The sequence below is a fragment of the Vibrio kanaloae genome, from assembly GCF_024347535.1.
Lineage (GTDB): Bacteria > Pseudomonadota > Gammaproteobacteria > Enterobacterales > Vibrionaceae > Vibrio > Vibrio kanaloae.
On the sequence record NZ_AP025497.1, the window covers coordinates 108,235 to 128,047 of the forward strand.

At 43.5% G+C, this 19,813-nt stretch carries 19 protein-coding genes and 1 riboswitch; of the genes, 15 read left to right on the top strand and 4 right to left on the bottom strand.

What is annotated here, in order from left to right; genetic code table 11:
- Positions 1 to 34: 34 nt before the first annotated feature.
- From ftsE to glpG, 5 genes are all read left to right on the top strand, one after another.
- Positions 35 to 712, top strand: a complete 678-nt coding sequence (gene ftsE, locus OCV24_RS00500; RefSeq protein WP_017055520.1) for a cell division ATP-binding protein FtsE — start codon at positions 35 to 37, stop codon at positions 710 to 712.
- Positions 699 to 1,667: a permease-like cell division protein FtsX gene (gene ftsX / locus OCV24_RS00505; RefSeq protein WP_017055519.1), complete on the top strand. Its 969-nt coding sequence runs from the start codon at positions 699 to 701 to the stop codon at positions 1,665 to 1,667. Before ftsE ends, ftsX begins: the two co-directional genes overlap by 14 nt.
- Positions 1,668 to 1,844: 177 nt before the next feature.
- Positions 1,845 to 2,702, top strand: coding sequence for an RNA polymerase sigma factor RpoH (gene rpoH, locus OCV24_RS00510; RefSeq protein ID WP_017055518.1), 858 nt, complete (start codon positions 1,845 to 1,847; stop codon positions 2,700 to 2,702).
- A 420-nt stretch (positions 2,703 to 3,122) separates the two neighbouring features.
- Entirely contained in the window at positions 3,123 to 3,446 is a 324-nt protein-coding gene (gene glpE / locus OCV24_RS00515) for a thiosulfate sulfurtransferase GlpE (protein WP_046224926.1), read from the top strand.
- Positions 3,447 to 3,500: 54 nt separating this feature from the next.
- Entirely contained in the window at positions 3,501 to 4,346 is an 846-nt protein-coding gene (gene glpG / locus OCV24_RS00520) for a rhomboid family intramembrane serine protease GlpG (RefSeq protein ID WP_017055516.1), read from the top strand.
- A 76-nt stretch (positions 4,347 to 4,422) separates the two neighbouring features.
- Here the strand turns inward: glpG and OCV24_RS00525 are convergent, their stop codons facing one another.
- On the bottom strand, positions 4,423 to 4,830 hold the full coding sequence (locus OCV24_RS00525; protein ID WP_137034137.1) for a flagellar basal body-associated protein FliL: 408 nt from the start codon (positions 4,828 to 4,830) through the stop codon (positions 4,423 to 4,425).
- 161 nt (positions 4,831 to 4,991) lie between these two features.
- Between OCV24_RS00525 and OCV24_RS00530 the strand changes: the two genes are divergently transcribed.
- Together OCV24_RS00530 and ubiA are read left to right on the top strand one after the other, a co-directional pair.
- Positions 4,992 to 5,531, top strand: a complete 540-nt coding sequence (locus tag OCV24_RS00530; protein ID WP_167514285.1) for a chorismate lyase — start codon at positions 4,992 to 4,994, stop codon at positions 5,529 to 5,531.
- Positions 5,532 to 6,386 carry a 4-hydroxybenzoate octaprenyltransferase gene (ubiA, locus tag OCV24_RS00535; RefSeq protein WP_017055513.1) on the top strand — a complete coding sequence of 285 codons (855 nt, stop codon included), beginning with the start codon at positions 5,532 to 5,534 and terminating at the stop codon, positions 6,384 to 6,386. It begins immediately after the preceding gene.
- Positions 6,387 to 6,489: 103 nt separating this feature from the next.
- On the opposite strand, the gene plsB is transcribed toward ubiA, so the two are convergent.
- Positions 6,490 to 8,913, bottom strand: coding sequence for a glycerol-3-phosphate 1-O-acyltransferase PlsB (plsB, locus tag OCV24_RS00540; RefSeq protein ID WP_137034136.1), 2,424 nt, complete (start codon positions 8,911 to 8,913; stop codon positions 6,490 to 6,492).
- A gap of 219 nt (positions 8,914 to 9,132) precedes the next feature.
- On the opposite strand from plsB, the gene OCV24_RS00545 reads away from it, so the two are divergent.
- The 4 genes from OCV24_RS00545 (at position 9,133) to dinF (ending at position 12,659) form a co-directional block, all read left to right on the top strand.
- On the top strand, positions 9,133 to 9,495 hold the full coding sequence (locus tag OCV24_RS00545; protein WP_017055511.1) for a diacylglycerol kinase: 363 nt from the start codon (positions 9,133 to 9,135) through the stop codon (positions 9,493 to 9,495).
- Positions 9,496 to 9,589: 94 nt separating this feature from the next.
- Positions 9,590 to 10,210, top strand: coding sequence for a transcriptional repressor LexA (lexA, locus tag OCV24_RS00550; RefSeq protein ID WP_029626861.1), 621 nt, complete (start codon positions 9,590 to 9,592; stop codon positions 10,208 to 10,210).
- A 97-nt stretch (positions 10,211 to 10,307) separates the two neighbouring features.
- Positions 10,308 to 11,186, top strand: coding sequence for a class I SAM-dependent methyltransferase (locus tag OCV24_RS00555; RefSeq protein WP_150879331.1), 879 nt, complete (start codon positions 10,308 to 10,310; stop codon positions 11,184 to 11,186).
- Between the two features lie 117 nt (positions 11,187 to 11,303).
- Positions 11,304 to 12,659 (top strand): MATE family efflux transporter DinF, encoded by a 1,356-nt coding sequence (gene dinF, locus OCV24_RS00560; protein WP_208806559.1) that lies wholly within the window; start codon positions 11,304 to 11,306, stop codon positions 12,657 to 12,659.
- Positions 12,660 to 12,848: 189 nt separating this feature from the next.
- Here dinF and sthA read toward each other — a convergent pair whose 3' ends face one another.
- On the bottom strand, positions 12,849 to 14,249 hold the full coding sequence (sthA, locus tag OCV24_RS00565; RefSeq protein ID WP_017055508.1) for a Si-specific NAD(P)(+) transhydrogenase: 1,401 nt from the start codon (positions 14,247 to 14,249) through the stop codon (positions 12,849 to 12,851).
- A gap of 327 nt (positions 14,250 to 14,576) precedes the next feature.
- Between sthA and fabR the strand changes: the two genes are divergently transcribed.
- From fabR to OCV24_RS00580, 3 genes are all read left to right on the top strand, one after another.
- Positions 14,577 to 15,218, top strand: coding sequence for an HTH-type transcriptional repressor FabR (fabR, locus tag OCV24_RS00570; RefSeq protein WP_004736697.1), 642 nt, complete (start codon positions 14,577 to 14,579; stop codon positions 15,216 to 15,218).
- The gene (locus tag OCV24_RS00575) at positions 15,218 to 15,589 is read left to right on the top strand and encodes a YijD family membrane protein (RefSeq protein WP_150879332.1); all 372 of its coding nucleotides are present in this window, start codon (positions 15,218 to 15,220) and stop codon (positions 15,587 to 15,589) included. The genes fabR and OCV24_RS00575 overlap by 1 nt, the downstream gene beginning before the upstream one ends.
- A 424-nt stretch (positions 15,590 to 16,013) precedes the next feature.
- Positions 16,014 to 16,415 carry a VOC family protein gene (locus OCV24_RS00580; RefSeq protein WP_150879333.1) on the top strand — a complete coding sequence of 134 codons (402 nt, stop codon included), beginning with the start codon at positions 16,014 to 16,016 and terminating at the stop codon, positions 16,413 to 16,415.
- A gap of 66 nt (positions 16,416 to 16,481) precedes the next feature.
- Here OCV24_RS00580 and trmA read toward each other — a convergent pair whose 3' ends face one another.
- Complete coding sequence (trmA, locus tag OCV24_RS00585; RefSeq protein WP_150879334.1) at positions 16,482 to 17,591, bottom strand: tRNA (uridine(54)-C5)-methyltransferase TrmA; 1,110 nt, start codon at positions 17,589 to 17,591, stop codon at positions 16,482 to 16,484.
- Between the two features lie 155 nt (positions 17,592 to 17,746).
- Positions 17,747 to 17,950, top strand: a riboswitch (cobalamin riboswitch).
- 40 nt (positions 17,951 to 17,990) lie between these two features.
- On the opposite strand from trmA, the gene OCV24_RS00590 reads away from it, so the two are divergent.
- The gene (locus OCV24_RS00590; RefSeq protein WP_150879335.1) at positions 17,991 to 19,811 is read left to right on the top strand and encodes a TonB-dependent receptor domain-containing protein; all 1,821 of its coding nucleotides are present in this window, start codon (positions 17,991 to 17,993) and stop codon (positions 19,809 to 19,811) included.
- Positions 19,812 to 19,813: the final 2 nt, after the last annotated feature.

Sequence of the window (19,813 nt, forward strand, 5' to 3'; positions counted from 1 at the left end):
AATTTGATATGAGTGATCGTAAGAGGAATTTTCGGTGATCAAATTTCAGCAAGTGAGTAAAGCCTACCGAGGCGGACGACAAGCGCTCCAAAAAGTGGACTTTCATCTTAAACGTGGAGAGATGGCTTTTTTGGGTGGGCACTCTGGAGCTGGTAAAAGTACCTTGCTGAAGTTGATATGTGCGATAGAGCGTCCAACCGATGGGCGCGTGTGGTTTAACGATCACGATATCACTCGTATCCCAGCCAAAGACATTCCATTTTTACGTCGTAATATAGGAATTGTCTTTCAAGACCACCGCCTACTGATGGATCGTTCGATTTTCGATAACGTCGCCCTGCCGATGCGTATTGAGTCTATTTCTGAAAATGAAGTAAAACGCCGAGTCAGTGCTGCACTAGATAAAACCGGTCTACTAGACAAGGCCCGTTGTTTGCCAAGCCAGCTTTCTGGTGGTGAGCAACAACGCGTGGGTATTGCTCGCGCCGTGGTTAATCGTCCTACTCTACTGTTAGCGGATGAGCCAACAGGTAATCTAGATCCTGAGTTATCGAATCGTGTGTTGAGATTGTTTGAAGAGTTCAACCGCGCGGGTGTCTCTATTATCCTAGCAACGCACGATATCGGGTTAGTGAATACTCGCCCTCAATACCGTCATCTGGAGTTAAACCAAGGTTTTTTGAGCGAGGTTGAAGATTATGGCCGCGAATAAGCGTATCAAGAAACCTCAATCCAACCGAGCTAAAACCCGTACTTCAAGTGACGGATTTTTTGTTGTTCACTGGAAGCAAGCCAAGTCATCGTTTTCACAAATGTGGCAACGTCCGCTGGGTAATTTGCTTACGTTAGCGGTGATCTCAATGGCGCTGACAATGCCTGCTTGCTTATATTTGTTAGGAAAAAACGTTAGTGAAGTAGCTCAAGACGTCACAAGCCCGTCACAAATTAGTGCTTATGTGGAGGATGGTATCCCTGAGCCTAGGGTGATGGTACTTAAAGATGAAATAGAAAATTGGGATCAAGTTGAGCTGGTGGAATACATTTCTCCACAGCAAGGACTTGAAGATCTTAGCCAATACTCTGGTTTTGAAGATGCTCTGACTATCCTAGACGACTATTCATTGCCAGGCGTGTTGGTGATTACACCAAATGTGCACAGCGATACCTTAATTAAGGGGTTGGCAAGTACCGTTAAAGAACAAGAGTTAGTGACCGATGTCCGTTTAGACGAAGATTGGCTAGCTAGATTAGATGCTATTAAAGCCTTAGCGGCTGTCATTGTTATTACCTTAACAGTCTTGATGTTAGGCGCAGTATTTCTGATTATTGGTAATACATTGCGATTTAATGTGTTGGCACATAAAGAAGAGATTCAAACCATGAAGCTGATTGGTGCTACCGATAGCTACATTCTTCGACCATACCTGTACGCTGGCATGTGGTTTGGTGTATTAGGTGCGATTAGCGCTTGGGTCATGACGGCATTGATTACTGTATTGCTGAACAGTGCCGTTGACGATTTAGCGCAGCTTTATGATAGCCACTTTAGGTTAATAGGCCTGAGTTGGGATGAGTCTTTATTGCTTTTGATCGTTGGAACCTTGCTTGGTAGTGTGGCTGCGAAGCTCTCTGCGCAGCGTCACCTAAAAGAAATTGAACCAGTTTAGGAAAATAGAGTCATAATTAGACGAAAAATAGGCACTTCTTAACCAGACTTTGCCTTGTATAGAAGAATTGATTATGCATAATTACTTTCCCCGCCTTGAAACCTGTTCATTTTAGGTTCAAGATTGTTGGGTTTTAATAGATGTATTACTCCAGATCAGAGATTGATGAGGAACCGAATGGCAAACCAAGCGTATCAAATGGCTTTAGTCACACAAGATAGTTTAGATAGCTATATCCGATCAGCGAACAGCTACCCAATGCTGACGCCTGAAGAGGAACGTGGACTTGCAGAGCGATTACATTACAAAGGTGAGATCGATGCTGCGAAAGGTTTAATCCTTTCCCACTTACGATTCGTGGTACACGTTGCAAGAGGCTACTCAGGCTACGGGCTGCCAATGGCCGATCTCGTTCAAGAAGGTAACATCGGCTTGATGAAGGCTGTTAAGCGCTTCAACCCAGAAGTTGGTGTTCGACTGGTCTCTTTTGCTGTTCACTGGATCAAAGCTGAGATTCATGAATACGTGTTGCGTAATTGGCGTATCGTTAAAATCGCAACCACTAAAGCACAGCGTAAATTGTTCTTTAACCTTCGTAAGTCTAAAAAGCGCTTAGGTTGGTTCAATAACGGTGAAGTTGAGACCGTTGCTCGTGAATTGGGAGTTGAGCCTTCAGAGGTTCGAGAAATGGAATCTCGATTAGCGGCCCAAGATGCTACGTTTGAAGCGCCAATGGACGACGACGACGGTGGCTCTGCTTACACTGCCCCTGTTTACTACCTAGAAGATAAAGCGTCAGACGTTGCTGAAACGGTTGAAGCGGCTAACTGGGAATCACACACCAACAATCGTTTAGGGCTAGCATTGGCAAGCTTAGATGAGCGTAGCCAGCATATTGTGCGCTCACGTTGGTTAGATGATAACAAAGCAACACTGCAAGATTTAGCGGATACCTACAGTATCTCTGCAGAGCGTGTTCGCCAGTTAGAAAAAAATGCTATGAAGAAGTTGAAACAAGCCGTTGGCGATTTCTAATAGTATCTAGCTAATAGTAGAGCTAGCAAACTAAATTTTGAAAAGGCCGGGATCGAGAGATCTCGGCCTTTTTTGTTTCGGATCGATTTCTCAAATTTTGCGATCGAAATTTGCAAAATGATTTTGTGGATAACTCTGTGAAAAATTTATTCGTCAACTGTCTAAAAGCAGGGTGTAGTAAGGCTTTGAAGGGGTTTTAGTGGTGGGGATATGTTTCAACTAACCCACAGTTAGATCAGGATCATTACTACATGTTGTGGATCTATTTTTTTTAAAACACTTTATTCACGCAATCCACAGGTTTATCCACAAACGGTGTAAAAGTGATCGTTGGTGGATAACCTTATTAAGTGGATGTGATTGTTGGCCTTGGGATAGGTTACAATGGCAGCAAAGTAAATCAGCATAAAAGAGAGAGTCATGGACCAGTTTAAACATATCGACGTTAAAGGCGCTCAAGCCCTCATTGAACAAGGCGAAGCTCGACTTGTCGATATACGTGACCCGCAGTCATTTGCGGTTGCTCACTCAAAAACCGCTTACCATCTTACGAACGATACGATGGTGTCCTTTATGGATGAAGTCGAGTTCGAACAGCCTATTTTGGTGATGTGTTACCACGGTATTAGTAGCCAAGGTGCCGCACAATATTTAGTGAACCAAGGCTTTGAAGAGGTATATAGTGTTGATGGTGGCTTTGAAGCTTGGCATCGTGCTGAACTTCCAGTGATCGCTGGGTTATAGCCTTTAGTACTTTAACCACTTTAAGCGTCTCTAAAGCATGAATAGGAAATAACAATGATTAGATTGATGGTGTTAGACAACCCGCGTCTTGCTCAAGCATTTATTGATTACATGGCTTCTCGCCAGATCCCTATTCAAATGTTTCCTGAAGGTGAGGGGCGTTTTTCTCTTTGGCTGACAGATAGCCAGCATCAGGTTGAAACAGAGTCAGAGCTCAATCGTTTCCTATCAGAGCCAAACCATAAGCGCTACCAAGCGGCATCTTGGGATATGGTGGAAACCAGAAAGAGTAGCTTTCATTATCATACCCCTAGCTTCATGGGCATGATAAAAGCCAAAGCTGGCCCAGTGACACTCGGTATCATGTTGCTATGTGTGGTTATTTTTGCTCTGCAGCAGATAGGCTTCGGTCAGACGATTTTCAATGCCTTACATTTCCCAGCGCTTGATGGCCAACAATGGCAGTTGTGGCGTTGGTTGAGTCATGCTGTTTTGCACTTCTCTGTTATGCACATCGCATTTAATATTTTGTGGTGGTGGCAGTTAGGAGGAGACATAGAGAAAAAGCTAGGCGGCTTCAAGTTACTTCAGATCTTTGCTGTCTCTTCTGCGCTTTCTGGTGCTGGGCAATATTGGGTTGAAGGTGCGAACTTCGGTGGCCTGTCTGGTGTGGTATATGCTTTGGTTGGTTATCTTTGGGTTGTTGGTGCGAAGGCTCCACAATTTGGTTTGGGTATCCCAAGACAGATCGTCGGCTTTATGTTGGTGTGGTTGGTGCTTGGGTACATGCAGCCGTTCATGGCGATCGCAAATACTGCTCACTTAGCAGGTTTAGTCGCAGGTGTGATTATCGGTTTAGTTGATTCCATGAAAGCGCCTAGTTCAGCAAGGAGCGAGTGATTAGTTACCGACAACTGATAGATACAAAAAAGCGGCCAGGTGAGCCGCTTTTTTATTGGGATTCGTTTTTACATCATTACTGATAAAGATATTTGGTAAACAGTAAGTCAGCAATGAGGGTTTTCCCCGTCTCAGGAAGTAAAATCTTGTTAAGATGTTCAACCAAGGTTTTTCTTAAATCTTCCCTACCTGATAGCGATTTTATGGTTTCTTCATTCTGCTTGCCGAGTAACTCAATAACAGCATCACGGATTAACGGCTGATGATGTTCAATGGTCGCTAAGTCATGACTATCGGCCACCATGATGTCGAGGCGTACTTGGATATAGCCCAGTTTTTTACCTTTAGTATAAAAGTTGGTTGTCAGGTCTGGTTCTAGCGTGAAGTAAGCGAGTTTAGATAGAGACTCCTCTTCAGCAAAACTTGATGCTGAAAAGAGCAGGCTAATCGCAAGAAATACTTGGGCTACATAACGTTTGTGCATATTTGTGACTTTTCTTTAGTTTATTCGCGATATTCGAAACGCGTTTGTCTTGTTACAATGAGCGGTCTAAATCTAAATACATTTACAATTCAACAGCGCTTTGAGTTTGTTCGAAAATTGAAGCTTTATTGTACGTGTAAAGTCACCTATTGAATACTAGTATGAATCAGCCAATATCGCTGTATCTTAATTCGTTAATGAATGTAGATTGGCAAAACACAGAAATATTTGATTTTCCTAATAAAACCGCCAAAGAGTGGCTTATGGAGCAAGGATCTCTTTCTCGCAAATTAGGAAGGAGCTGCCAGCACTTATCGGTTGAGTTGCTTCATAATCAAGTTGTAGAGCGATCAATGCTGCAACCCGATGAGGAACAGCTTTTATCATCGTTTGATTGCTTACTACGTAAAGTGATTTTAAAAGGTGATGACGCGCCGTGGGTACTAGGTCGAACCTTAATTCCCAGAGTGACGTTAGAAGATAAACACTCAGACTTATCTCAACAAGGGAACGTCCCGCTCGGTCTCACCGTGTTTAATGCCGAAAACGTAAAGCGAGATGCGTTGCAAGTTGGTTGGGTTATTGTAGGCGAAGAGCGATTGCTCGCTCGTCGTTCTCGTTTATGGATGAATCACAAGCCTATGCTCGTCGCTGAACTGTTTTTGCCAACATCCCCCATTTACTCTAAGGAGAGTGTGTAAATGCTTGCTACCAAAGCGAAGGCGTACTGGCAATTAACACGAATGAATCGCCCAATTGGTACTTTGTTACTTCTTTGGCCGACCTTGTGGTCGTTGATTATCGCCGCGCAAGGCATGCCTGACCTTGATGTTTTGATTGTTTTCGTATTAGGTGTGGTGCTGATGCGCTCAGCTGGTTGTGTGATTAATGATTTTGCTGATCGCAAAGTAGATGGCCATGTAAAACGAACCAAGCAGCGTCCATTGCCTTCAGGTTTGGTTTCCAGTAGAGAAGCCATATTACTTTTTTTAGCACTGGCTGTGGTCTCATTCCTGTTGGTGCTAACTATGAACCCTCTTACCATCAAATTGTCTTTTATCGGAGTTGGCTTAGCTTTCATTTATCCGTTCATGAAGCGCTTTACCCATCTTCCACAATTGTTCCTTGGGCTGGCTTTCAGCTGGGCAATACCAATGGCTTGGGCGGCACAAACCAATGATCTACCAAGTGTTGTTTGGTTTATTTTTATAATGAATGCATTTTGGACTATTGCCTACGACACACAATATGCCATGGTCGACCGCGATGATGACCTTAAGATTGGCATTAAGTCGACAGCTATTTTGTTTGGCCGATTCGATAAGCTTATCGTTGGCTTTTTGCAGTTAGTAACACTGACGATGTTGATTGCAGTGGGCATGCATTACCATTTGGGTGATATCTTTTACTGGGCTTTGTTAGCGGTAGGGGGCTTGTTTGTGTACCAACAGCACTTGATGCGTCATCGCGACCGAGACCTATGCTTCCAAGCCTTCCTCAACAACAACTATGTTGGGATGGCAGTAACTGTCGGTTTGTTCATTACCTTCTGGTAGAACTTAGCTTTTTGAGTTGCTTGACTCAAAATGAAAAGGCACCTATTTGGTGCCTTTTTTGATCGTTTCAGTCTAGTGATTAAAGCGAATATTAGCTGAAAGATTACTCTACTTGGTGGATGCTCTCTTGAATCGTAATACGCACTTCTGGGTAAAGCATAGAGTAAAGAAGCTTAGCGAATTGCTGAGTCTTTTCTAAATCACAGTTACCATCGTTGTCTAGGTATTGCTGCTGTTTCAGTGTCGCGAACATCGATGCGAATACACCTTTGTCGAAGAACTCTGGAGCGTTGATACCATGTAAGCGACCAAGGCGCTGTGCAATGTCTTGGCTCTTTGTTTCCAGATCAGATTTATCCAGTTCAGGATTTTCTGCCAATAGGTTTAGAGCAATAGAGTAGCGCTGCAGCGTTTCTGTAATCGTACGACCTAATAGCATCAGTGCTTGGCTGTTTGATTGGTTGATGGTGACTTCGTTGTTTGACACAACAAGCATACCTTGGCTGACTAGCTCTTCAATGATGTTTGAAACTACACCTTCAAGCTTGTCTTCGTCGTAGCTTAGGAACAACTCTTTCTTCAAGAACGGGTAGAGTGCCGCAACATTCTGTTGAATAGCTTCAATCGATAGACCACGTTGACGAATCGTCATTTGAGCAATTAACGACGGTAGAGCGAACAAGTGAATGATGTTGTTACGGTAGTACGTCATCAGAATGGATTGGTGACGATCGAGTGAAACTATATCGCCCATTGAATCTGATTCGATCAGGAACTTGTTTAGTGATTCAGCGTGTTTGACCAGATCTTCAGCGCTCTCTTTTGGTACCGTGAATGTATTAGAATAAGGTACATTTTTCAGTAAAGACAGGTAACAGTTGATCTGAGAAACCAAAGAGTCACGAGATAATGCACGTTGTCGTGAAGCGAGTAGAGCGGTTGCACAAAGAGTTAGAGCGTTGGTCGCTGCTGCATCATTAATATGCGTCATCATCTTAGTTGCCAAACCATTAACCACAGGGTTCATCCATTGTGGTTTACCAGCCCCCATTGGGTCTATATCTTTGGTCCACTCAGGTGCGTGTTCGTTTAGATATTGGTTCAGTTGGATCGGCTCACCGAAGTTGACATAACCTTTACCAAAGTTGCGCAGTTTACGCAGAGTACGAATCACTAGGCTCGCGTTTTCTTTCTCTTTGCGCTTACCACGAAGCTCTTTGGCGTAAGTCGCTACTTCCATAACGTGTTCGTAGCCGATGTACACAGGAACCAAAGTAACTGGGCGGTTCATACCACGCAACATGGCTTGGATTGTCATTGCTAACATGCCGGTTTTCGCTTGCAATAGACGCCCCGTACGAGAACGGCCACCTTCACTGAAGTATTCTACCGAGTAACCTTTTGCAAATAGCTCTGCTAGGTATTCACGGAAAATAGTTGAGTACAGCTTGTTGCCTTTGAAGCTACGACGAATAAAGAACGCACCACCATGGCGGAAAATAGGGCCAGCAGGGAAGAAGTTCAAGTTGATGCCCGCTGCGATGTGTGGAGGCACCATGCCTTCATGATATAAAACATAAGACAACAGTAGGTAGTCCATATGGCTACGGTGACAAGGTACATAAACGATTTCGTGGCCATCTTGAGCCAGCTTACGAACGGTTGAAGCGTTATTGATGTGTAGGCCTTGGTACAACTTATTCCATAACCAACCAAGCACTTTCTCTCCACGCTTAATCAGTGAGTAAGAGAAATTAGCGGCAATCTCATCCATGATGTCTTGAGCTTCTTTGCTCGCTTTCTCGACCGAGATGTTCTTTGATTTTGCTTCATCTTCAATTGCCTTCTTGATCGCTTCTGACTTCAGTAGGCGGTTAAAAAGAGCTTGGCGGCTGGGTAGGTTCGGTCCTGATGCTGCTAACTTTTGGCGAGAGAAGTGAATACGCGCCACGCGCGCTAATTTATGCGCGATGGTGCTGTCGGTACCGTGAGAGTTAGCCATGTAACGTAAAGAAACCACAGGGCTAAATCGAACTAGGCAGTCACGGCCTGCCAGTAATACAGCTTTTGACTTCTCTAAGCCATTCATTGCTTGTAGGTAAGGCTTCTGGTTATTCTCTTTACCGGGTTTACGTCCCCACAGCACAGTGGCAGGGATAACTTGAACATCAAGCTCAGAGTCGTCGGCATGCAGTGAAAGCAGCTCCGAGAAAACTTCAATTGAAGAGCTTGGTACATAATCATCGTCTTGCAGTAAAGTTTTGCGAGAAGAGATAAAAACGTAGCGTTGCAGTGATTTACCGTTGATTTCAAGCTTGCTCAACGGATCAGGTAGTCCCAGTTCAAGTGCATGTTTTTGCAATGTAAGCATGTCTACACTTGAGCGAAACGGTAAGGCGTATACAATCGGTTTGCCTAAATCAATGTTCAAATCCTCAACTGGGTTTGAAGGGATTGATGTGCCTTTTACCAATAAGGATAAAGGTAGCTTCATTAATGAACGTGAAAAAGATTGTCCAGAAGACATATAGGTTCACTGCCTCAATAGTTATTTCAATGTGCTTAAGCGTATCGCTATTTCTATGATGAAAGGATAAATCCTATGAGTGAAATAGGGGGAAGCCTAGGCGTAAATTTAATCGATGCAAGAATACCAGAAACTGGTCTAACCTTTTAATGGAAATAGTCATATTGACGTTAAGTTTGTGGAAAATCATTCATCGACTGATTGAGTATAGAGTTAAAAATGACAAAGAAATCAAGTACAGGATTCAAACGTATCATCAAAGCTGCAGGCTTTTCATGGCAGGGCATCACGAGTTCGTTTAAAAACGAAGCTGCATTTCGACAAGAAGTGTTGCTGGCAGCTGTACTCATCCCACTGGCGTTTTACCTAGACGTAAGCCAGGTTGAGCGAATCTTGATGATCTCTGCCATCGTATTGGTGATGGTTGTCGAGCTAATAAATACTGCGATTGAAGCGGTCGTTGATCGGATTGGCAGTGAACATCATGAGTTATCTGGAATGGCAAAAGATGTCGGTTCGGCAGCGGTTTTTATCTGTTTAATGTTAGCGGGTTACGTCTGGCTAGAGGTATTGTTTTTGTAATTCGCTAAAAATGAACTAAAAACAACCAATTGCTTTGCTTTTGTTCAGTTACTGGATATACTCACAGTCAACTGTATAAAAAGACAGGTGAATCATGAAGCCGTTAACGCCCCGCCAGCAACAAGTCTTTAACCTTATCAAAAGTAAGATCGAAGATTCCGGAATGCCACCGACGCGTGCAGAAATTGCACGTGAATTAGGCTTCCGTTCTGCTAATGCAGCAGAAGAACATTTGAAAGCTCTTGCTCGTAAAGAAGCGATTGAGATTATCCCGGGTGCGTCTCGCGGTATTCGTATTTTGCTTGAAGATGCAGCAAACGAAGAACAAGGTTTACCACTCATCGGTCAGGTTGCCGCTGGTGAGCCTATTTTGGCTCAAGAGCATGTAGAAATGCATTACCAAGTTGACCCTGGCATGTTTAAACCACAAGCTGACTTCTTACTTCGTGTAAATGGCGAAAGTATGAAAGACATCGGTATTATGGATGGTGATTTATTAGCTGTTCATAAAACACAAGATGTACGCGATGGTCAGGTTGTCGTGGCTCGTGTCGATGATGATGTAACGGTAAAACGCTTAGAACGTAAAGGTGCAACGGTTCTGTTACATGCTGAAAATGAAGAGTTTTCTCCAATCCATGTCGATCTAGAATCTCAACACTTATCTATTGAAGGGCTTGCGGTTGGTATCATTCGCAACACCGACTGGATGTAATCAATGCAAATATCTTATTGATATTTATTCTCAATAACTTGTTATTGTAATTGATATTCATTATCATCTTCTTTGTCGAGATACAAGGAAGATGATGATGCCAAATCCAGCCAAACCTCAAATTAAGCCGCTTATTCGTAAGCCGCGCTCCTTTGATCAAAAGGCTTATTCTGATCAAGGGTTTGCACATCAAGAATTTCAAGTTCCGACGAATCTCGTTCAACATCTTTGGTTTCGCAGCCGCGAAAGTCTTGCCGATGATGGTTTGGTTTATGATCCTATCGGAGCGCAAGCCTGTAAGCGTTGCCAATTGGCACCAGAATGTCTTACCGGTGAACTCGACCAACAACAACTCCTTTATGCGACGCTGACTCAACTTTGCGACTCTCAAGTTCAACAGTTCTTATCTCACAATCCAGATGCTTGGATTATTAACGTGGGAGCGGGGCTTGATACGCGTTTCTACCGTTTAGATAATGGCCGCTGTCATTGGGTAGAATTGGATGTCACGGAAAACCTAGTTTGGCGGCAACGCTTGTTCCACAAAAATGAACGATATCGCTTGGAGTGTGGTTCTGTCGATGACCTAACTTGGTTGGATGAACTTAATATTCCAGAACAAGCCTCGGTGATGGTGGTGTGTGAACATGCTCTGCTCGATTGCAATGAACAGCAGGCGGCGAACTTCATTCAGTCTTTGAGCCGCTACTTTACTCATGCACATGCGTGTTTAGTGTTAGCTGGAGATAAAAGCTCAAGTACGTTGGGACAAAAGCTTGGTTCAGGAAAGTATGCTCATGGGTTGTCTTCACCAATAGACAGCGTTCTTAATTGGCTGCCATGGGCACAATGGGTAAAAGCGTTTTCTCCCCTAGACCAACAATGCAATCGTTGGAAATTGTGGCAGCGGCTTCTTTGTAAAATCTCTCAGGTCAAAAAGCGTTTAACGCCACAGTTAGTGCTCGTGAAATGGTAACCCTAGCGGTTCTGTATTTCGAGTAACTGAGCACATAGCCGGTATAAGTAAAATTCCACAACATAGTGAAAGCCCACCCACTAGGTTAAACTATCGCCTCTAATCTAAGAGGTGATCGTGAAGCTATTTAATCCCCAAACTATTTTTCAAACGCTATCCAATCAGGCGATGCACAAAAAAGTGTTGTTGCTCGCGATCCCGATGGTTCTCTCTAATATTACTGTTCCACTGCTGGGCTTAGTCGATGCGGCGGTTATCGGTCACTTAGAGCATTCTTGGTACCTAGGTGGTGTGGCATTAGGTGGCACTATGATCAGCGTGACCTTCTGGTTGCTCGGATTTCTGCGCATGTCGACAACAGGGCTCGCCGCGCAATCTTATGGTGCAAATGATGGCAAACAGCTTGGTTTGGTGTTCGTGCAAGGTGTAACCATGGCCTTGGGGTTTGCTGGTGTCTTTTTGCTTTTACACAGTCTAGTCGCCGATTTAGTTTTCTCATTGAGTAGCGCCAGTGATCAAGTTAAGCACTATGGTCAGCAATATTTTTCAATCCGCGCCTGGAGTGCGCCTGCCGCGCTGACTAACTTTGTGATTCTAGGTTGGCTGCTCGGGACTCAAAATGCCAAAGCGCCCATATGGATGGTGATCATCACCAATATCACCAATATCGTTTTGGATATTGTTTTTGTTATCGGTTTAGGGTGGCAAGTGGAAGGTGCTGCATTGGCATCTGTAATGGCTGATTATGCCGGTCTAACATTTGGCTTGATTTGTGTTTACCGAATCTGGGCGAAGAAACAGTTACCATCGCCATGGGATCTGCTTAAGAAAACCAGCCAAGGTTTAAGTCGCTTCGTAAAACTGAATCGAGATATTTTCCTGCGTTCTCTGTGTCTGCAAGCCACGTTTACTTTCATGACTTTCCAAGGCGCAAGCTTTGGCGATGATGTTGTTGCGGCCAATGCCGTGTTGATGAGTTTCTTGATGATCATCTCTTATGGGATGGATGGCTTTGCCTATGCAATGGAAGCCATGGTGGGTAAAGCGATTGGCGCGAAAGATAAAGATGAGTTAAACCAGTCATTGATTGGTACCTTTTTATGGAGCTTCAATATTTGTTTGGTACTGACCATAGCCTTCGCAATCGCTGGCTCGAGCTTAATCAATATGATTACTACAATCCCAGACGTGAAGAGCCAAGCCGAGGTGTATTTACCGTGGTTAATAGCAATGCCATTGGTGTCTATGTGGTGCTTTTTACTGGATGGGATTTTTGTTGGGGCCACTAAAGGTAAGGATATGCGCAATAGTATGTTTGTTGCGACCTGCAGTTTCTTCGCGATTTTCTACTTAGCATCAGGCTTAGAAAACCATGCACTGTGGCTAGCGATGCTGAGCTTTATGGCAATGCGCGGAATTGGTCTTGGTGTGTTGTTTGTTTCTCAGTGGAAAAAGGGTGAGTTTCTCGCTTAGCTTACTTAGATAGCTCAGTTCAGGGAGCAACAAATAGAGGCTGTACAGGAAAAAGGGTATTTAGAACATCATGATCTAATTACTATTAATGCTTTAATGTTCAATATCTTAAATAAAAACAGCAAGCGCGCTGCTTGCTGTTTTTGTATTTGGCCTATGGGTGGTCAAATACTCCTATTGGTTCTTTGTCTAGAATAAACGGTTAAGCCCGTTGAGTGCTGCAACACGATAAGCTTCCGCCATCGTTGGATAGTTAAAGGTCGTATTCACAAAGTACTCGATGGTATTGGCTTCACCTTTCTGTTCCATAATCGCTTGTCCGATATGGATGATTTCAGCGGCACGCTCACCAAACACGTGGATACCTAAAATCTCTTTGGTTTCGCGATGGAACAGAATCTTCAAGCTACCAATGTCTTTACCCGCAATTTGAGCACGAGCTAGGTGTTTGAATGAAGAACGTCCTACTTCATATGGTACTTTAGCTGCGGTAAGTTCTTGCTCGGTTTTACCAACAGAGCTGATCTCAGGGATGGTGTAGATCCCTGTTGGGATGTCTTCAATCAGGTGGTGTTCTGCTTCACCTTTGACGATCGCTTGTGCGACAAATCGACCTTGGTCGTAAGCAGCACTCGCTAAGCTGGGGTAACCAATCACATCACCTACCGCGTAAACATGGTCAACGCTGGTTTGGTAATTGGTGTTTATGGATACTTGTCCACGAGAATCGGCTTCTAAGCCAACCGCACTAAGGTTCAGTTTATCGGTATTACCTGTTCGACCGTTGGCATACAGTAGGCAATCCGCACGCATTTTCTTGCCAGACTCTAGGTGAATGATAACGCCATCGTCCGTACCTTCAATTTTCTCAAAGGTTTCATCGTTACGAATCACAACACCGCTGTTCCAGAAGTGGTAAGAAAGCGCATCAGACGTTTCATTGTCTAGGAATGAGAGTAGGCGGTCACGAGTATTGATGAGATCGGTTTTTACACCTAAACCGCGGAAGATTGAGGCGTATTCACAGCCAATAACACCAGCGCCATAAATAATGATGTGTTGCGGGTCGTGCTTAAGAGAAAGAATCGAGTCGCTGTCATAGATACGTTCATGCAAGAAATCAACATTATCTGGCTGATAAGGTCGCGAACCCGTTGCGATTACAAACTTGTCAGCACTGTAATGTTCTTCTGTCCCATCGCTTTGCATGACAGAGATAGTGTTGGTATCGATAAAACGTGCAGAACCAAACACTAATGTACATTGGTTGCGATCATAAAAGCCCTGGCGCAGTCGAGTCTGTTTATCGATGACTGATTTAGCATGGCCCAGAATACTGGAGAAGGTAGAGTGGATGCTTTTGTTATTTTGACAAAACAGCGGGTTGCTGTTGAATTCAATAATACGACTTACAGCATGACGCAGTGCTTTGGAAGGAATGGTTCCCCAATGGGTGCAACCACCACCAACGCTGCTCTCTTTCTCAATGATCGCAACATTCAACCCTGCTTTGGTTAATCCCATCGCTGCCCCTTCTCCTCCGGGGCCACTACCAATTACGATTACATCAAAGTGGTTGGAGTGCGGCATAGATATCTTCCTTGTTATATTTAATTAACATTGCTTTAGTGAGATTTTAACTGATTCTGTTCTTGGGTACATGAAAAGGACATCAGAGAGTCGGTGGGATCACGCAGTGTTCTCAAAAAAATAACATTTGGTATGTTGTATGTCTCCAAATCACAGTGTGGAGATTGAAATTTTTTGTTCGAGCGTATTTACTTCGGTACGTGAACAAAGAGGTATGTTGAGTGTCTTATATAACCAGAGTGCCTTATATAAATAAGTGATTCGCGTTATATTGAAGAGAGTATTAGACATGCCTGTTTAGGCTGTAAAAGAAGAATTTGATAAAGTATGAAACCAATGGGCATTCGCGCACAGCAAAAAGAAAAAACTCGTCGTAGCTTAATTGATGCAGCATTTAGCCAACTCAGCGCCGATCGTAGTTTTTCCAACCTAAGCTTGAGAGAAGTTGCTCGTGAGGCTGGAATAGCCCCAACTTCCTTTTATCGTCATTTCAAAGACATGGATGAGCTTGGCTTAACCATGGTTGATGAAGGTGGCTTACTGTTGCGTCAATTAATGCGTCAAGCTCGTCAGCGTATAGTAAAAGAAGGCAGTGTGATTCGCACATCGGTTGAAACCTTTATGGAATTCATTGAAAGCAGTCCAAATGTATTCAGACTGTTATTACGAGAGCGCTCAGGAACTTCATTTGAGTTTCGTGCTGCAGTAGCTCGTGAAATACAGCACTTCTCTGCTGAGTTAACCGAATATTTGATTACGACTGGCATGACAAGAGATGAAGCTTTTACTCAAGCTGAAGCCTCCGTCATATTGGTTTTTAACTCAGGGGCAGAAGCACTAGATTTAGATCGACGTCAGCGAGATGAATTGGCTGATCGCTTGATCATGCAATTGCGAATGATGGCCAAAGGGGCTTTTTGGTATCGTAAAGAACGTGAACGTAACCGATTAAAAGGCGGGATTGAATAATGTCGAATGAAAATAATACTGTAAACCGTGGCTCTGAAAGAAAAACACTCGTACTAGCTGTTGTTGCCGGTGTGTGTGGTGATGCGCTGTTATCTTGGGTCACAATGAGCGAAGTGGGCTTCTCTATTTTCCCGCTTATTGCTTTAGTGTTGACTGTACAAGCACTTTACCAGGAGTATCTAACTAACCCAGTCTCTGAAGATATTCCATTGGTAGGTTTAGCTTGCTTCTTTGTTGGTGCATTTGGCCACTCGGCTTTTGTCAAAGCACAACATCCTGATGCGGGCTCAAACTTCTTTGCGATTATTGTTGCGATGTTGCTATTAGCTTGGGTAGGAAAAAAGCTCGGTTTTATCGGCAAAGCAATTTAAGCTGAATACCCTCAGCACTTCGCTTGGTAAATAGTGAAAGAAAGGCTTGGCTTTATCGTCAGGCCTTTTTTGTAGCTGGTGGTTAAGTCTTGCGGCACCGAGTTTGGTTTGTATTTAAGCCCCTCATTCCCGCTTCGACCAACTCTCGGGGGCTTTCGATACGCCTGCGATACGTGATACATCTGAAATTGTTGCCATTGGTACTTCCTAAATACTTATAACCAAGTGTGACATAAAGAGTCTTAACAGTAACGGTTAACCGTTTTGAAAAGAACAATGTAGAACTAGAAGCCCACTTGAAAGGAAAGGCTTTATTTACAATTAGATATCACGATTTAGCCCAGTAGTTTACTTATCCATTGTGATTTTTTTATACGTAATGTTACCTATACTAGGGGAGTGTGCGTGTTACAGGAGAAGCTGCATGATAGAGATAAAGGCCATTGACCATATTGTATTACGGACTTCAAACCGTGAGGCGATGCTCTATTTTTACCAGCAGGTGCTGGGTTGTCTTATTGAAAGGGAATTGCCAGACTTAGGGTTGACGCAATTAAGGGCGGGGGAGTCAATCATTGACTTAGTCGTCGTCGATAGTGAGCTAGGAAAACTTGGCGGCAAGGCGCCGCAACAAGACGGGAGAAACCTCGACCATTTTTGTCTGCAAATAAAGGCTTTTGATGAGCTAGAGTTGACCAATTATCTGCACAAACACGATATTAAAGTTAGCGAGTTTGCAGAGCGCTATGGTGCTCAAGGTTTTGGTTATTCTGCCTATATAGAAGATCCAGAAGGCAATGTGGTGGAGCTCAAACCACGGACTTGAAATTGGCAGTATAGCGATATCAAAAAAAAGCGCTCATCACGAGCGCTTAGAGGTTTGAATCATGATTTACGCTTTGCGTTCCAACATCACGCCCGCTTCCATATGGTGGGTGTAAGGGAACTGGTCAAACAGAGCAAAACGAGTGATGTCGTGTGTTTCGCTTAAAATGTCTAAGTTATCTTTCAGTGTCTCGGGATTACAAGAGATGTACATGATTCGTTCATACCCTTGAACCATCTTACAAGTATCAACATCCATACCTGAACGCGGTGGATCAACAAAGATAGTGTTGCAGTTGTAGCTCTTCAGATCGATGTTCGCTTGTTGTAGGCGGCGGAATTCACGCTTACCTTCCATTGCTACGGTAAAATCTTCCGCAGACATACGAATGATCTGAACATTATCAATCTTGTTCGCCGCAATGTTGTATTGAGCAGATTCCACAGATGGCTTCGCTAGCTCTGTTGCAAGTACACGCTCAAAGTTTTGTGCCAGAGCTAATGAGAAGTTACCGTTACCACAGTAAAGCTCAAGCAAGTCGCCTTTGCTGTCTTGAGTACAGTCGACAGCCCATTCCAACATTTTCTCTGCTACTTTGCCGTTTGGTTGAGTAAAGCTGTTCTCTACTTGCTGGTATATATAGCTATCACCATTCACATCTAGCTTTTCAATGACGTAGTCGCGATCCAGTACGATTTTCATCTTACGCGCACGGCCAATCAGGTTTAGGTTAAAGCCTTCATCATTTAATTGCTGCTTAAGCGCTTTAGCATCTTGAATCCACTGTTCACCTAATTGACGGTGGTAAAGCAGTGACACCAAAATCTCACCGCTTAACGTAGAAAGGAAGTCTACTTGGAATAGCTTGTGGCGTAGAGAGTGGTTGCTCTTCATTGCATCCGTTAATAGAGGCATTAGATCGTTGATAAGACGACTAGCCGCAGGAAACTGGTCTACGCGGTATTTTTCTTTGGTTTCTTGATTGAACATGACGTAATACATATCGTCACCTTCATGCCACACGCGGAATTCAGCACGCATGCGGTAGTGTTGTTCTGGAGATTCATACACTTCCAGCTCAGGCACATCATATTGTGAGAACATTTCAGTAAGACGTTCAGTCTTTTCTGCGAGCTGTTCTTGGTAGCGTTGCGGGTTTACATCTAAATTCGCCATTGTTATGCCTTTTGCTGTCGTGCTTTTAAATCAAGAGCGCAGATTTTATTCAATCACAGGCGCTTGTCCAGTGTTGAGAGCTATTCAATATAAAATCGACCTTGAAAACTATAGCTTATAACTATCTTAGACTAGACAAATGATTCATAGGTTAATACTATCTCCGGCAAGCTGGTGCCATTTGGATGTATAGATGGCTGAAGAGGGAATCTGGTGTGAATCCAGAACTGACGCGCAGCGGTAAAAGAGAACGAATATTCATAAGACACTGCAAATAGCTTTTTGTGGGAAGTCGAATATTAGGTAACCATAAGGTTGTGCTCTTGAGTCCGAATACCTGCCAGCGGCTAAGCCACACAATGTGGTTTGGTAGGACTTTACGCGATTTAGGATCACAACATGAACAAATCCCTTTTAGCGGTTGCTGTAGCATCGCTGCTTTCACCTATCTCCCCGTTACACGCCCAAGAAGCCTCTGCCGATGAAACCATGGTGGTTACGGCTAACCGTTTTGAGCAACCTCTAAGTGATGTTATTGCTTCTACTACCGTTATTTCAAAACAAGAAATAGAAGAAACCCAAGCTAAATCTTTAGTGGATGTTTTGAAACGAGTACCTGGTGTTGAAGTTTCTCAAAATGGCGGACGTGGACACAGTGCCTCTGTTTTCATGCGCGGATATAATAGCGATCAAGTATTGTTTCTTGTCGATGGTGTTCGTATTGACTCTGCTGCGGGCGGTATTAGCTTCAATCACATCCCTGTAGGTATTATTGAGAGAGTAGAAGTGATTCGTGGCTCTGGTGGTGCTTTATATGGATCAGATGCGATAGCGGGTGTGATTAACGTTATTACTGAGTCTGCTCATTCGACTGAATCGACAATGATAGCGGTTGGAGCTGGCAGTGATGCTCAAAAGGAAGCTAATTTCTCAACGACTCGAAAATTGTCGAACGGAGGAACATTGAAACTCGCTGGCGGTTTTGATGAGACTCAAGGTTACGATATTAAGGACCCGGCTACTGGTCTTAATTATGGCTATGAGAGCCAAAATCTTTTTGCGTCATACTCACAGCCGATCAATGAGGCCTTTACTGGCACAGCATCTGTACGTTGGTTTGATAGTCTAACTGAGTATGACTCGGGTGGTAAGAACTACGGCTACTCTGAGAACTTGAGCGTGACAGCCGCTGTTGATTATAAAGGTGATAACTTAAGTTCTACCTTTAGAGCTAATCAGCAGGCAATCGAAAACCTAGACTATTCACAAGCTCAAGGTAAAGACAATGCTGGTACAAAGAAGAAAATAGATCTGACGAACCTGCAGTTCTTAAATCAGTATTACTTTAATGAGAACGTATCTATTGGTGCTGGTGCCGACTGGCGTAGAGAAAAACTTGATGATGATGCTCTGTCATATGGCTTTCCAGATGCACTAGCAGGAGAATCTCGTGATACGACGGGCGTCTACGCTTCTACTGAGCTTCGATTTGGTGATGTTCAAATTGTAGGTAGTGTGCGTAATGATAAACACGACACATACGACAACCACACCACATGGTCTTTAGGTACTCGCTATTACTTAACGGAAAAACACTCGTTAAGAGCTGCAGCGGGTACATCATTTAAAGCTCCGAGCTATTCTGATCTGACAACAAACTCAGACCTGAAGCCTGAAGAAGCCGAAAATCGAGAAATTGGATATACCGGTGAATTCGATTTATTCAAGCTGGATGTGACTGCATACGATAATGAAGTCGATAACTTAATCATTTGGTATGAAGGTAGCCCATTTTGGTATCCTCAAAACGTAGATGCAAAACTTAAAGGTTTAGAAATTACAGGTAATTTTGACACGTGGTTTATCCATCACACGGTTGTTGCTGAATTTAAAGATCATAAAGACTCTGCGGGTAATAAACTAGCGAAGCGTGCTGATAGAAACTATAAGTGGTTGATGGATACTTCATATGAAGATTTTGATATGAACCTCACTTATACATACACGGGTGATAGAGCGGGTAATCCAAAAGAAACAACAGATCCAGATAATATTTTGCCATCAGTGAGTTTGTGGGATGTTTCTGTAGGGTATTGGATTTCTCCTGAGTTAGTGGTTCGTGGCCGAGTTGATAACTTAACTAATGAGAAATACCAAACAACGCTAGGATATAACGCTCCTGAACGCAGATACTTTGCTAATCTAGCTTACCAATTTTAATT

Coding starts and splice junctions, on each gene's coding strand:
- ftsX (WP_017055519.1), top strand. CDS start 699: ATGGCCGCGAATAAGCGTATCAAGAAACCTCAATCCAACCGAGCTAAA.
- rpoH (WP_017055518.1), top strand. CDS start 1,845: ATGGCAAACCAAGCGTATCAAATGGCTTTAGTCACACAAGATAGTTTA.
- glpE (WP_046224926.1), top strand. CDS start 3,123: ATGGACCAGTTTAAACATATCGACGTTAAAGGCGCTCAAGCCCTCATT.
- glpG (WP_017055516.1), top strand. CDS start 3,501: ATGATTAGATTGATGGTGTTAGACAACCCGCGTCTTGCTCAAGCATTT.
- OCV24_RS00525 (WP_137034137.1), bottom strand. CDS start 4,830: ATGCACAAACGTTATGTAGCCCAAGTATTTCTTGCGATTAGCCTGCTC.
- OCV24_RS00530 (WP_167514285.1), top strand. CDS start 4,992: ATGAATCAGCCAATATCGCTGTATCTTAATTCGTTAATGAATGTAGAT.
- ubiA (WP_017055513.1), top strand. CDS start 5,532: ATGCTTGCTACCAAAGCGAAGGCGTACTGGCAATTAACACGAATGAAT.
- plsB (WP_137034136.1), bottom strand. CDS start 8,913: ATGTCTTCTGGACAATCTTTTTCACGTTCATTAATGAAGCTACCTTTA.
- OCV24_RS00545 (WP_017055511.1), top strand. CDS start 9,133: ATGACAAAGAAATCAAGTACAGGATTCAAACGTATCATCAAAGCTGCA.
- lexA (WP_029626861.1), top strand. CDS start 9,590: ATGAAGCCGTTAACGCCCCGCCAGCAACAAGTCTTTAACCTTATCAAA.
- OCV24_RS00555 (WP_150879331.1), top strand. CDS start 10,308: ATGCCAAATCCAGCCAAACCTCAAATTAAGCCGCTTATTCGTAAGCCG.
- sthA (WP_017055508.1), bottom strand. CDS start 14,249: ATGCCGCACTCCAACCACTTTGATGTAATCGTAATTGGTAGTGGCCCC.
- fabR (WP_004736697.1), top strand. CDS start 14,577: ATGAAACCAATGGGCATTCGCGCACAGCAAAAAGAAAAAACTCGTCGT.
- OCV24_RS00575 (WP_150879332.1), top strand. CDS start 15,218: ATGTCGAATGAAAATAATACTGTAAACCGTGGCTCTGAAAGAAAAACA.
- OCV24_RS00580 (WP_150879333.1), top strand. CDS start 16,014: ATGATAGAGATAAAGGCCATTGACCATATTGTATTACGGACTTCAAAC.
- trmA (WP_150879334.1), bottom strand. CDS start 17,591: ATGGCGAATTTAGATGTAAACCCGCAACGCTACCAAGAACAGCTCGCA.
- OCV24_RS00590 (WP_150879335.1), top strand. CDS start 17,991: ATGAACAAATCCCTTTTAGCGGTTGCTGTAGCATCGCTGCTTTCACCT.